12 protein-coding genes are annotated in these 12,790 nt (G+C 72.4%); 5 read left to right on the forward strand and 7 right to left on the reverse strand.

What is annotated here, in order from left to right:
• Window positions 1–5 precede the first annotated feature (5 nt).
• Window positions 6–851, reverse strand: a complete 846-nt coding sequence (locus ACFFBG_RS03845) for a tRNA (adenine-N1)-methyltransferase (RefSeq protein ID WP_375475749.1) — start codon at window positions 849–851, stop codon at window positions 6–8.
• The gene (locus tag ACFFBG_RS03850) at window positions 848–1,987 is read right to left on the reverse strand and encodes a M50 family metallopeptidase (protein WP_375475751.1); all 1,140 of its coding nucleotides are present in this window, start codon (window positions 1,985–1,987) and stop codon (window positions 848–850) included. The genes ACFFBG_RS03845 and ACFFBG_RS03850 overlap by 4 nt, the downstream gene beginning before the upstream one ends.
• Window positions 1,988–3,292: 1,305 nt before the next feature.
• Here ACFFBG_RS03850 and lepB point away from each other — a divergent pair.
• Window positions 3,293–4,111, forward strand: coding sequence for a signal peptidase I (gene lepB, locus ACFFBG_RS03855; protein ID WP_375475753.1), 819 nt, complete (start codon window positions 3,293–3,295; stop codon window positions 4,109–4,111).
• Window positions 4,112–4,197: 86 nt separating this feature from the next.
• Window positions 4,198–5,088 (forward strand): RecB family exonuclease, encoded by an 891-nt coding sequence (locus tag ACFFBG_RS03860; protein ID WP_375475755.1) that lies wholly within the window; start codon window positions 4,198–4,200, stop codon window positions 5,086–5,088.
• Here the strand turns inward: ACFFBG_RS03860 and ACFFBG_RS03865 are convergent, their stop codons facing one another.
• The 4 genes from ACFFBG_RS03865 to ACFFBG_RS03880 all read right to left on the reverse strand — a co-directional run bounded on the left by ACFFBG_RS03865 (window position 5,089) and on the right by ACFFBG_RS03880 (window position 8,649).
• A complete protein-coding gene (locus tag ACFFBG_RS03865) occupies window positions 5,089–6,258 on the reverse strand; it encodes an alkaline phosphatase family protein (protein WP_375475757.1) in 1,170 nt (389 codons plus the stop codon).
• Window positions 6,255–6,947: an HAD family hydrolase gene (locus ACFFBG_RS03870; RefSeq protein WP_375475759.1), complete on the reverse strand. Its 693-nt coding sequence runs from the start codon at window positions 6,945–6,947 to the stop codon at window positions 6,255–6,257. The genes ACFFBG_RS03865 and ACFFBG_RS03870 overlap by 4 nt, the downstream gene beginning before the upstream one ends.
• Window positions 6,948–7,088: 141 nt before the next feature.
• Window positions 7,089–7,934: an SIMPL domain-containing protein gene (locus ACFFBG_RS03875; protein ID WP_375475761.1), complete on the reverse strand. Its 846-nt coding sequence runs from the start codon at window positions 7,932–7,934 to the stop codon at window positions 7,089–7,091.
• Between the two features lie 22 nt (window positions 7,935–7,956).
• Window positions 7,957–8,649: a response regulator gene (locus ACFFBG_RS03880; RefSeq protein WP_375475763.1), complete on the reverse strand. Its 693-nt coding sequence runs from the start codon at window positions 8,647–8,649 to the stop codon at window positions 7,957–7,959.
• A gap of 168 nt (window positions 8,650–8,817) precedes the next feature.
• Here ACFFBG_RS03880 and ACFFBG_RS03885 point away from each other — a divergent pair, with 168 nt between their 5' ends.
• The 3 genes from ACFFBG_RS03885 to ACFFBG_RS03895 are packed head-to-tail and all read left to right on the forward strand — an operon-like array spanning window position 8,818 to window position 11,691.
• Complete coding sequence (locus ACFFBG_RS03885) at window positions 8,818–9,348, forward strand: hypothetical protein (RefSeq protein WP_375475765.1); 531 nt, start codon at window positions 8,818–8,820, stop codon at window positions 9,346–9,348.
• Between the two features lie 32 nt (window positions 9,349–9,380).
• A complete protein-coding gene (locus ACFFBG_RS03890) occupies window positions 9,381–10,562 on the forward strand; it encodes a sensor histidine kinase (RefSeq protein WP_375475767.1) in 1,182 nt (393 codons plus the stop codon).
• A gap of 4 nt (window positions 10,563–10,566) precedes the next feature.
• Complete coding sequence (locus ACFFBG_RS03895) at window positions 10,567–11,691, forward strand: sensor histidine kinase (protein ID WP_375475769.1); 1,125 nt, start codon at window positions 10,567–10,569, stop codon at window positions 11,689–11,691.
• A 47-nt stretch (window positions 11,692–11,738) separates the two neighbouring features.
• Here ACFFBG_RS03895 and ACFFBG_RS03900 read toward each other — a convergent pair whose 3' ends face one another.
• Window positions 11,739–12,785, reverse strand: coding sequence for a PfkB family carbohydrate kinase (locus tag ACFFBG_RS03900; protein WP_375475771.1), 1,047 nt, complete (start codon window positions 12,783–12,785; stop codon window positions 11,739–11,741).
• Between the last annotated feature and the right edge of the window lie 5 nt (window positions 12,786–12,790).

Genomic DNA, 12,790 nt, shown 5'->3' on the forward strand with positions numbered 1-12,790 from the left:
CTCGGTCAGCTCTCGGTCATGGTCGGACGGCGCTGGCGGGTCGGCGCGGTGACGCCGGGCGCGAGTCGGCGCGCAGACACCAGGAACGCGGTGTGGCCGATCATCCGGTGCTCGGGCCGGACGGCCAGGCCGACGACGTGCCAACCGCGCTGCAAGGACTCCCAGGCGGCCGGCTCGGTGAACCCGCCGTGCGCGCGCAGCGCCTCGACCAGCCGCGAGAGCTGCGTCGTCGTCGCGACGTACCCCATGAGCACGCCGCCCGGGCGCAGCGCCGCAGCCACCTCGGCCAGGACCTGATCCGGGCTGAGCATGTCGAGCACGATCCGGTCGACCGGCTCGTCCACCGGGTGCTCCAGCACGTCGACGCGCCGCAGCGTCCAGTTCTCCGGCTGCTCGCCGAAGAACGTCTCGACGTTGCGGACCGCGACGTCGGCATGGTCGTCACGGACCTCGTAGGACAGCACCCGCCCGCTCGGGCCGACGGCGCGCAGCAGCGCACAGGTGAGCGACCCGGAGCCGGCCCCCGCCTCGAGCACCACCGCGCCCGGGCAGATGTCGCCCATTGTCACGATCTGCGCGGCGTCCTTGGGGTAGATGACGGCGGCGCCCCGCGGCATCGACAAGACGAAGTCGATCAGCAGCGGGCGCAGCGCGAGGTACTGCGTGCCGGACGTCGAGGACACGACGCTGCCCTCCGGCGCGCCGATCAGCGCGTCGTGCTCGATCGCGCCGCGGTGGGTGTGAAATTGTTTGCCCGTCGTCAGCGTGACCGTGTGCAACCGGCCCTTGGGATCGGACAGCTGAACCCGCTCCCCCTCGGCGAACGGCCCAGACCCGGGCGCGGAGTTCACGTCCCGCCCCGCGCGCCGGTCAGCTGACGGGCGAAGTCGCGGGCGTTCAGCAAGCCGACCGGCGCGCCGGCGCCGTCCACGACGAGGTACTCGCGGGCGGGCGCCGCCTGGATGTGCTCGAGCAGCTCACTCGGCGCGATCGTCGCCGGCACGGTGAGCTCGGCTGTCAGCGGGCGTGCGACGCTCGACACCGGGGTCCAGGCCTGCCGCTCGAGCGGCACGGCCGAGATCAGCACCTCGTCCACCAACGCGCTCGGCCGGTCGGCGGCGTCAAGCAGGACAAGGCCCTGCGCGCCGGTGGCGCGCGCCTGGCGCAGCGCCTCGGCCACCGACACATCCGCGCGGACGAACAGCCCGGGCCGCAGCAGCGCGGCGACGTCGATGCCCGGCAGCCGCGCGGTGACGCTGGCGCCCACCACAGCCTGGCCGGCACCGAACCACAGGTACGCGCCGAGCGCGACGCTCATCACCGCCGCAGCCACCCCGCCGGTCCCGCGTTCGACGAAGAACGCGGACGCCACGACGGCCAACGCGACCAGCCGGCCGACCCAGGCGGCAACCCGCGTCGCCGACAACCGGGACGCACCCAGCCCGAACACCGCGGCGCGGAGCAACCGGCCGCCGTCGAGCGGCAGGCCGGGAAGCAGGTTGAAGGCGGCGAGCACGGCGTTGCTCCAGCACAGCAACGCCGCGAACGCGCCAAGCAACGAGTAGTCCGGCGTCAGCTGCCACAACCCCCAGGCGGCGGCGGCGATGCCGACCGACACCAGCGGCCCGGCCGCCGAGATCAGCAACTCGTCACGGGCCCGGTCCGGCTCGCCGTCGATCTCGGAGACGCCGCCCAGGGCGAACAGCGTGATGCTGCGGACTCGGTGGCCGAGGGCGATGCTCACCAGCGAATGGCCCACCTCGTGCAGCAGCACGCAGCCGGCGAACACGACGGCGAAGCCAAGCGCCGCCACGGTCGCCGCGCCCGCGCCGAGTCCGTCGACGGCATTGCGCAGCACCGGCGTGTAAACGGCGGTCAGCAGCACGGCGACAAGCAGCCAGGATGGCGCGACCAAGATCGGCACGCCGCGCACCGAGCCCACCCGCATCGGGCGCACCGGCGCGGATCGCGGCGATCTGCTGGGCACTTGGCGAGACTACGGGGCCGATAGGCGTGCGCCTGCTCGGCAGATCGGGGCGACTCGCCCGCAGATATCGGATAAACCCCGGTTCGGTGTGGTTACGCTCTGTTCGTGACGCACGACACCGTGCCGGTGGTGTCGCGGCCGTCGCCGCGGCCGTCCCACGAACGTCCGCGCCGCCCACGTCCGCCACAGCCGGCAGAAGACGACACCGCCAGGAGCGGCGCGGGCACGGGCACGGGCACCGTCGCCGCTTCCATGCCGGTTGTGCGAGCGCCAGGGCGGCTGCGGCCGTGGCGTCGTCCAGCGCGTTCGGCGGGTCACGCCGCGGCGCGCCCGACGAGCCCCGCCTCGCCCTGGATTCCGAAGCATGCTGCGATCGTCGGGCGTGTCCCGCACAGCTCACCGGACGGCGAGCAGTCCCGGCATCAGCCAGCGGGTGAGCGTCGCGGGACCGTTGTTCAGCCGCGCCCCGAGCCAGCGAGACACGTATCGACCCGGGAGTCGAACCAGCCCGCAGCGGCCCGCTCGCCGCAGCCTGGCGTGCTCGCCTCGGTGACGCCGTTGTCCGGTCGCGCGTCTGCGCCGCCAGTCGAATCGGCGCCACGGCGGCCACGACCGGCGCCCGGCGCGCCGCACGCAGTGCACCCTGGGCGGCCGGCAGCCGGCACCCGAACGCGACCCCGGCCACGCCGGGACGCGTCGAAATCGGCCTGAGGAAATGCCCAAGTCCCCTCTCGTCGATAGCGGGTTGAGGGCGCGGGTTGACACGGAAGCGGTTACCGTACGCAGGTGACCGATGACACGGGTCCACGCGTGGCGTCAACGGGCCAGCGGCCGCGCCCGCGCCCGTCGACGGCCTCTGTCGACCCGGTCACCCACGGTGATGCCGCACCAGTAACCATAACGGCGGATGAACCTCGTAACGGCAGCACGCGCAACGGCCGCAGCGTGTCAGTCGGCGCGGAAGGCGCGGCGACCCTACCGGGCCCGAGGCACGCCGCCTCTCACGGCAGCGACCAGCCGGCGGCGCGGCGAGCCGGTCCGCGCCCGGCGCCGAACGGAGCTCGACCCCGTCCTGCCCCGGCCGATGACGAGCAGACGCGCTTCGCCCGATTCCTGGCAGCGAGCGAGGCCCAGCCCGACGACGAGCCGACGCGCCGCCACCCCCGCCGCTCCGCGCCGGTCGCCTCGCCACGGCCGACGCCGGCCGTCGTCGGCGGCCGTGCCACAAGCAGCTCGGTGAATGGGGCCGTGAGTCGCGCGGCGCCGCGCCCCGCCGCGCCTGCGCCGGTCAACCGCACCGGCGGCGTGGCCGGCCGCGCGGCCGACAGCGCTTCCGGCAGCCCGTCCGCGGTTGCCCTGACGAAGGCGCCGCCTGCGGACCAGACGCAGGCCGACCCGAAAACAGCAGCGAAGCCCGCTGCGAAGACCTCGAAAACGCAGGCGAAAGCCGACGTGAAGACGGCCGAGGGCCAGCAGAAGCCCGACCGCAAAGCCGAACGCGCAAAGGCTAAGGAAGACAAGTCCACCACGGCGCAGGCGTCCGGCGGCGCCAAGAAAGGCGCCGGTGGCGCGGGCTGGCTGCGGCGCGGTCTTCGCCTTGCCATCATCGTCGCCATCGTGGCCACGGGCGCGGTGTTGCTTCGGGTTTACGTCGTGCAGCCGTACTACATCCCGTCCGAGTCGATGGAGCCGACGCTGCATGGCTGCACCGGCTGCAACGACGACCACATCCTCGTCAACAAGCTGTCCTACCGCTCGGGGACTCCCAGCGAGGGCGACATCGTCGTGTTCGACCGGCCGCCCGGGGTGTCGGCGCCGGACAAGGTGCTCATCAAACGAGTGATCGGCCTGCCCGGCGACAAAGTCCAATTATCAGGCGGTCAGGTATATCTAAATGGCCTGCACATAGAAGAGAGTTACGTCAACCAGAAGTGCGGGGAGAACGCCACCCGTCCGCTGGACGGGCGCACCTCTTGGACCGTCCCCGCGAAGGATATCTTCGTCATGGGTGACAACCGATGCGACTCCGACGACAGCAGGGTGTTCGGCCCGATCCCGATCAAGAGCGTGTTGGGGCGGGCGTTCGCGATCATCTGGCCGATCAACCGGGTCCGAATCTTGTAGCGCCTGCTGTTGGCACGGCGGGCGATACTGAAGACGCGCGAGCCCGCGTCCCGGAATTGTCGGGGCCGGCTCCTACTGTCTCGACCATGACCTCCGCGCCTGCCGTCGAGTCGAATCTGACCGAGCTTCCCGCTGTGGTGCTCGGTTCGCTGTCGCCCTCGCGTGCGGCCGACTTCAAGACCTGCCCGCTGCTCTACCGGTTCCGCTGCATCGACCGGTTGCCCGAAGCCCCGTCGCGCGCCGCGACCCGGGGCACGCTCGTTCATTCGGTGCTCGAGCGCTTGTTCGACCTGCCTGCCGCGGCCCGCACGCTCGCGGCCGCGCACGATCTGCTGCCCGGCGCCTGGGCTGACCTGCGGCTGGCCAACCCCGAGGTCGACACGCTGTTCGCCGAAGCTGAGCCCGCGGAACTGGTCGACTGGCTGCGCTCCGCCGACGGTCTGCTCGACAACTACTTCACGCTGGAGGACCCGTCCCGCTTGGAGCCCGCCGCGCGTGAGGAGCTCGTCGAGGTCGTGGCCGACGGCGTGCGCCTGCGCGGTTATGTCGACCGGATCGACGTCTCCCCCGCCGGCGATCTCCGGGTGGTCGATTACAAAACCGGCTCGACGCCACGCGAGGCGTTCGAGGGCAAGGCGCTGTTTCAGATGAAGTTCTACGCGCTGGTGCTCTGGCGCACCCGTGGCGTGGTGCCGCGCCAATTGCGGCTGATCTACCTCGCCGACGCGGACACGCTGAGCTACTCCCCCGACGCCGACGAGCTCGTCCGCTTCGAGCGCACCGTGCTGGCCATTTGGGCGGCGATCCAACGTGCCACGCTGACCGGCGACTTCCGCCCGAGTCCGAGCCGGCTGTGCGATTGGTGCGACCACAAGGCGCACTGCCCCGCATTCGGCGGCACGCCGCCGCCGTACCCGGAGCGTCCCGTGCTCACCGATCCGCGCGACGATCCGCCCGCGGACATGCTGCTGCCGTGACTATGCGTGCACGCCGAACGCGTCCTCGCGGGTCAGGGTGATCAGCGGGATGGCCATTTCCACCGCCGTCCGGGAACCGTGGAACCCCACCAGCGCCGACACCTCCGGTGGCTCGTGCGCCGTCGCCAGCAGGGCGACGTCTGCGGTGCAGACGACGATCAGGTCGCCGAGCCGTTGGCGGTGTGAATCTGAAACCGGTCCGAACAGGCCGCCGTCGATCGCCTCGTCGCGCAGCAGCACATCGGCATTCGAGTTCAGCACCGATCGCCAGGCGGCGGCCACGTCGTCGATCGCGCCCGGGCGTACGTGCAAGTATCGCACTCGTGGCTCGCCTGTTGCGGCGAGCACGTTGTCACCCAGTCGCGGGTCGCTGTCGATGTCCCAGCGGGCGTCCGGGGGCACGTTGAGGCCGCCATGGTCGGCCGTCACCAGCAACACCGCCCCGGCGGGCAGCTCGGACACGACGCGCCGCACCAACGCGTCCACCGCGGCGGCGGCGGTGTGCCACTGCGCCGAGCCGGCGCCGTGCAGGTGCGCGGCGGTGTCGAGGTCGGCGAGATATCCGTACACCAGCCCGGGTCCCGCGCCGATCTCGGCAGCCAGCGCGACGGCGTAGTCGGCCGCAGGCTGGACCCACCGGAAAGCGGCGCCGCGATAGGCGGCGTCGGTCAGGCCGCTGCCGGCGAACGCGGCCGGCAGCACAGCTCGGGCTCCGACACCGACCGCGGCAACCCGCTCGAACCAGGTGTCCCGCGGCTGCCACGTCCTGGGGTCGGGCTCTGTTCGCCACAGCACATGAGTAAGCAGCGCGCCGGTCTCCGGGACGCGCAGCGTGAAGCCCAGCACGCCGTGCTCGCCCGGCGCCGATCCGGTGCCGAGCGACACGAGGCTGGTCGGCGTCGTCGACGGGAAGGTCGATTCCAGGCCGACGAGCTGTCCGCGGGCGCCGCGCAACACGTCGGCGAGCAGCGGCGCGCTGGGCGCCAGCGCCTCGAGCAGGTGCAGGCCGAGGCCGTCGATCAACAGCACGACGACCGTGTCGGTGGGTCCGTGCGAATCGAGCAGCGACAGTCGATCCTCGCCCGCTGTCAGCCCCAGCAGCGCGGCGGCCGAGGGCAGGATGTCGGTGATCGACGCTGTGGCGTTCGTCGGCGCATCCAGGTGGCTCACGTGGCCGCTCGCCGGGCGACGAGTGCGGTCAGGTCGGCGAGCGTGAGTTCGGCCAATGAGCCGGCGAGCACGCGGCCAGGCGCGGCGGAGACGGGCACCCGGAACGGCACCGCGACGGCCACACATCCGGCGGCTTCGGCGGACGCGACGCCGGTGGGCGAGTCCTCGATGGCAACCGTTGCCGCTGGCTCCACGCCCAGGCGCGCGCATGCGGTCAGATACGCCTCCGGGTGCGGCTTGCCGTGCCGTACGTCGTCACCGGTGACGATCGTGGCGAACGTGTCCGGGGGAAGCTGGCGCACGAGGGTTTCGGCGAGCGACCGGTAGGACATCGTCACCATCGCGCACGGCACGCCCGCTGCCCGGCACTCGGTCAGGAGTTCTCGCGCGCCGGGCCGCCACGGCATCTGCCCGCCGACGCCGCGGATCACCGAGTCGAGCATCCGTCCGACGATCGTCGGTGGCGCCAGCTCGACCCCGCCGACATCGCGCAGGTACTCAGCCGCCCGGATCAGGTCGCTGCCGACAAGCGCGTTCGCGTGGTCGTCGTTCCAGGTGCCGCCGTGCTGCTCGACGAGTTCGTATTCGGCGGCCATCCAGTGCGGCTCGGTGTCGACGAGAGTCCCGTCCATGTCGAAGAGGACGGCTTGCAGCCCGCGTCCCGCGTCGACGGTCTCATCATTAGGCATCGGTCCAAGTACACACGCCAGGTGATCTCGGCTTACAGGTGGCCCAGCCAGCGGGTCCCGCACCGGCGCAGAAGGACGGCTCAGCTGTGCGCGGGGTGCTCAGTTCATCCCGGGCCGCTCCGGGGAGGCCGAGCACTCTCGTCAAAGGTCCGGCGAGGTGTCCGCCGTCGCGCGCGCCTCGATCACGGCGTGGATCTGTTGCGGGACGGGATCGAAGGACGGCGTGCCCGCTGCCCCGTCGCCGCTCGCCCCCGCGGTGGCATAAACGGCTCGCCGCGAGGCTCGCGCCCGTGACCCGACGTCGCCGGGGGCGTCGAGCAGCCCGGAGTCGGCGAGCTGGTCGACGCTTCGCACGGTTCCGCCGAGCGCCGACGCGTAGTCGCTCGCCTTGGCCAACGCCGCTCTGATGGCATCGGCGCGCACGGCGCGCCAGGCCGGGTTCGCGGCGTCGACGTGCCAGCTCACGTCCTCGATGGCGAGGCGGTCGACCGAGCCCAGCGCCTCCCCCAGTTCGGCAAGCCGGCCGAGGTCGCGGATGGCGACCACCACCGAGGCGTGCGCCTCCGTCCGGCCAGTCGGTTGGTGCTCGCCGGTCCGCTTGTTCGAGGCGTATTCGTCATGTACGGCGATGGACCCGAACGACCAGGTGATGGCGGCCTCCCCGCTGCTCGCGGTGAGCGCCGTCGCGCCCAGGCTGCCGAGCGAGGCGGCGAGCGCGTCCTGCCTGCCCCGCACGTCTGCCAGCGCCGCCGCCCGCACGGCCGGGACGGCTCGAAGGTTCGCCTGGACGACCGCGTAGTCGGGCTCTACGGTGCGACTCGCCTCACCCCGGACGGACAACGTCGTCCGCCGGCCGCAAGCCGCTCCTGCTCGGCGCTCGTCACGGACGCGACAGTAACGAATCGGTGCGGCGCGCGGCCGGTGCTCGCCTGCTTCTCGCGACTTGTCCTCGCTTCGTCGGCGGTGAGGCCGAGGAAGCGAGGACAAGTCGCGATTGTCCGGGCGACCGTCAGCCGCGGGAGCGGGAGACGAAGCCGCACTCGTAGGCGGCCACCACCGCCTGCACCCGATCGCGAACGCCCAGTTTGGTGAGGATGCGGGCCACGTGCGTCTTCACCGTGGGATCGGCCACCACGAGTTCGGCGGCGATCTCGGCGTTGGACAGCCCCCGCGCGATCAGCCGCAGCACCTCCAGCTCCCGATCGGTCAGTCCGCGCACCCGCTCGGGCAGCCCGGCCGGTTCCGCGTCCGGCGTCGCGGCGAACTGCTCGACGAGCCGGCGGGTGATCGACGGCTCGATCAGCGCGTCACCCTGCGCTGCGGCGCGCACGGCCGCGACGAGGCGCGTCGCCGGGGCGTCCTTGAGCAGGAACCCGTAAGCGCCGGCGCGCAGCGCGCGGACGACGTACTCGGTCTGGTCGAACGTGGTCAGCACGACGACGCGCGGCGGATCCGGCGTCGCCATCAGCTGCTCGGTGGCACTGAGCCCGTCGAGCTCAGGCATCCGGATGTCCATCAGCACCACGTCCGGCCGCGTGCTGCGCACCGCCGAGAGCACAGCGCTGCCGTCGGCGGCCTCGCCGACCACCTCGATGCCCGGCTCGGAATCGAGGATCACCCGGAACCCGGCGCGCAGCAGCTGCTGGTCGTCGACGATGAGCACCCGAATCGCGTCGGGTGCAGGCGCCACGTCGTCGGCCACCGGGACATCGTGGCATTCCGGCGTCTTCCGGCGTCCACCGTGGTCGTTCTCGAGGATGACGTCGCCGGCCAGAGATCGTCCTTCCTGCCGACGACGACGAGGCCCGGCGATTCCTAATGTTCCGAGCATGCCTGGCCGTCCTGGTCAGGCCCTCGGAGAGGAATGTGAATGAACACTCTGTTCGTAGGCGTCCGCAGGGGAGACGTCTTCCTGGCCGCCGTGCTCACCGCTATCGGCGTCGTGTTGATGATCGAGAACATGCGGTCGACCGGCCACGGCGTGCGCATCGACTCGCATTCCTGGCTGCTGGTGCCGGTGTTCGCCGCGGCGACGCTGCCCATCCTGTGGCGTCGGCGCAACCTGCTGGCCGTGTACGCCGTCACCGCGGCGGCGCTCGCCGTGCACATCGCGGTGTTCGACTGGGTGGTGCGCTGCGGCGCCGGCCTGCCGTTGGCCTTCGCGCTGTCCTACGCCGCCGGCCGGCTGAGCATCGGCTGGCAGACGGCGCTCGGCTTGATTCTCACGGTGGGCATTCAGGCCCTTGTTCTGGCCAAGGACTCGGCGGCAGGATTGGGCGTCCTGCCGGTCACGGCCGGGATCGGCGTCGTGTGCTGGGGCGTCGGGGTGTGGCTGCGGCGCCGTTCGACGCCGTTGACCACCGTTGCGCCCGAGCTGGTCACCGTCGGCTCGCGCGGCTGACGGCGACACGGACGGGGCGGGTCGAGGCGGCGATGGCAAGCAGGACGACGGCGACCGGCGCGAAGGGAACCGGGCTGCTGGGCGGCGTGCGTCCGGTCGACCTGGTCGTCACCGCGGTGCTCTGCGCGCTGGCGGCGTTGCTGGCGCTGGAGGACATCCTCGGCCGTGACACCAAGATCCGCATCGACTCGCACTCGTGGCTGATTCTGCCGGTCGCCGTCGCGTCGGCGGTTCCGGTGCTGTGGTGGCGGCGGGAACTGCTCGCGGTGCTCGCGGTGTCCAGCGCGGTGATGGCCGTGCACGTGTTGGCCTTCGGCTCGATGGCACGGTGCGGGTCTGGGTTGCCGCTGACCTTTGTGGTCGCGTTCCTCTCCGGCCTCGAGCGGCGCCCCCGTCAGGCGGCCGCTGCCCTCGTCCTCACCGGCGTGCTGGGCAGCCTGGTGATGGTCCGCGACACTGCCGCCGGGGTCGGCCTGCTGCCGGTGGTGCTCGCCATGTCGGTCGTGCTGTTCGGGATCGGACGGGTGGTGGCCCACCGTTCCCGGATGGCGGCGGACCTGCGGCAGCGCAACGAGGACCTGCGACGGCTGCGGGACGAGCGGGCTGCGCTGGAGGTCAGCGAGGAGCGGCTTCGGCTCTCCGCCAGGTTGGAGACGCTGCTGGACGAACGGCTCGGCCAGCTCGCGGCCGCCGCGGAGGGCGGGTCCACGGTGGCCGGGGCGGCCGGCACGAAGGCCTTGCTGGCCACGCTCGAGGACGACGGGCGCCGCACGCTTGGCGAGATGCGCGAGATCGTCGGACTGCTGCGCGGCGGCGAGGTCTCCCTCACCCCGGTTCCCTCGGTGGCCCATCTCGACGCTTTGCTTGCCCGGCATCTGCGCGGCGAGCCCCGGCTGCAGGTCTCGGGAAACCCCCGGCTGCTGCCGGCAGTCGTCGAGCTGTCGGCATATCGGATCGTGGAACACCTGATCACCGCCCTCGGCGACGACCCGGCGGCGCCGGTGCGGGTGGCGGTCGCCTTCTCAGACGACGCGTTGGAGATCCAGGTGTCCGGACCGGTGTCACGCGGGTCGGACATTCGCGACGCGGTCAATCGCGCTCGGGAGCGGGCGCGGCTGCATGCCGGCACGCTGGAGGTGCGGACGGCGCGCGGCCAAACCCGCTTAGTGGCCCTGCTTCCGGTCCAAGGCGCGCCCGCGCGGGGCGGCGGCTGACGCCATGTCCCGCCTGCCTGAGCTCGTGGTCGGGATCGCCGCGCTGGCGCCGACCGTCGTGTCCGTCGCGGTCGACGACTCCGTCCACGGCCCCGGACAGTGGACCGGCGTGACCTGCCTGATGCTGGGCGCGCTGCTGCTGGCGGGCTGGCGGACGTTCCCGCTGCTCGTGCTGATCGCCGGGCCGACCTTGCTGCTGGGCCCGCTGTTCCTCGGGCCTGACCCGGGCAGCTACGTGCTGGTGGTGATGACGGGCTATGCCGCGCTGGCCGCGGAACGGTTCTCCGGCCGGGCGGCCTGGTGGGCCGGCGGGGCGTGCCTGGCGTACCTCGTGCTGATCTACGGCGTCTCGGGCGACCGCAGCATCGGGCCGATCATGCTGACGCTGCCCGGCTTCCTGGCCGGCACGGCGCTGCGGCTGCGTCGCGAGACCGGCGAGGAACTCGCCGAGCGAGGCCTGGAGCTCGAACTCGAAAGGGAGCTGTTCACCGAGCTCACCGTCCGCAACGAGCGGGCCCGGATCGCCGCCGAGCTGCACGACATCGTCGGGCACGCGCTGAGCGTGATGGTCGTCCAGGCCGCGGCCGGACAGCGGCTGGTCGACCGGGCGCCGGACGCGGCGAGCGCGTCGCTGTCGGTCATCGCGCAGTCGGCCCGGCAAGGCCGCGCGGACCTGCAGCGGCTGATCGACCTGCTCGTCGGCACCGACGTCGCCAGCCCCGACCTCGCGCTGCTCGAGGAGCTGGTCGCCCACGCGGCCCGCGGCGGGTTGCTGGTGACACTGCGCTTCGAGGGCGACCGGGACGGCGTGGACGCCGGCGCCGCGCACCTGGCCTACCGGATCGTGCAGGAGAGCCTCACCAACGCGCTGCGGCATGCCCAGGGCACCGAGGTGCGGGTGCTCGTCCGCGGCGACGCCGGCGGCCGCTCGTTGACCGTGCGGGTCGAGAACGATCCACCTCCCGGCCCCGCCACGCATCCGGTGGTCGGCGGCGGCCGCGGCCTGGTCGGTTTGCGCGAACGGGTGGACGAGCTGGGCGGCACGTTCTCGGCCGGACCGGGCGCCGGGGGCGGTTGGCTGGTCGAGGCGACGTTCGGCGTGCGCGCGGGCCGCGCGGTCGTCACCTGACCGGTCACGTCACGCGTCGGAGGCGTTGACCCGCGCCCGTCTGTCACTCACGCGTCGGAGGCGCGGGCGATGGTGGCCGAGGCGCGCCGCACCGAATGACCGTCGGCCGCGGGCAGCACCTCGTCGAGGAAGGCGTAGCGGGCGGCGAGCTCGGCGGCCGTCGCCGACCCGGCGCCAGCCCGCGCGCGGATCCCGGCGAGCCAGTCCAGCAGGTCGCCCCAACCCGGCGCGGCGAGCGACCCGCCGACGTACTGCACGGACAACGCGGCGCACAGGTTCGCGAACGCCAGCCGTTGCCGTAGCGGCCAGCGCCGCAGGGCGCCGAGCACGAAGGCCGCGCTGAACACGTCGCCGGCGCCCGTGGGGTCGTGCGCGTTGACCGGGAACGACGGCGCCCACTCCTCCTCGCCGGTGGTGGAGTCGATCGCGATGGCGCCCTCGCCGCCGCAGGTCACCACGGCGACCGGGACCCGATCGGCCAGCGCGTGCAGGGCGTCGTGCGGCTCGTCGGTGCGGGTGTACGCCATCGCCTCGACGCTGTTGGGCAGAAACCCGTGAAAGCAGTCGAGCTGGTCGAGGATCGCCGCCGACCACTGCTCGCCCGGATCCCAGCCGATGTCGGCGAACAGCGTCATGCCGGCGTCCGCGGCGGCCTGCACCCAGTCCTGCGGCTCGGGCGCTAGGTGCACGAAGCCGAACTCCGCCTGCGGCAGCGCCCCGATCATCTCGCCAGCCGGCATCGGCGAGGGGTGCGCATGGGTGATCATCGCGCGGTCCCGGTCGAACACCATCGACACGGTGACCGGGGTGTGCCAGCCGGGGAACCGGCGAGAATGGCTGAGGTCGACGCCTTCCTGCTCCGCCAACGTGGACCAGCAGAAGTCGGCGTAGACGTCGTCGCCGAACGCCGCGGCCAGCGACGTGCGCAAGCCCAGCCTGCTCGCCGCGATGGCCAGATTCGCGATGCCGCCCGGGCACGACCCCATGCCGTCGGCGAGCACCTCGGTGCCGCGAGCGGGTAGGGCGGCCAAGCCGGTGAGCACGACGTCCAGGAACACGGTGCCCTGCAGCAGGAGGTCGACGTCTCGAGGCACAAGCC

Origin of the sequence: uncultured Jatrophihabitans sp. (genome assembly GCF_964251945.1) — a bacterium.
Classification (GTDB): domain Bacteria; phylum Actinomycetota; class Actinomycetes; order Mycobacteriales; family Jatrophihabitantaceae; genus Jatrophihabitans.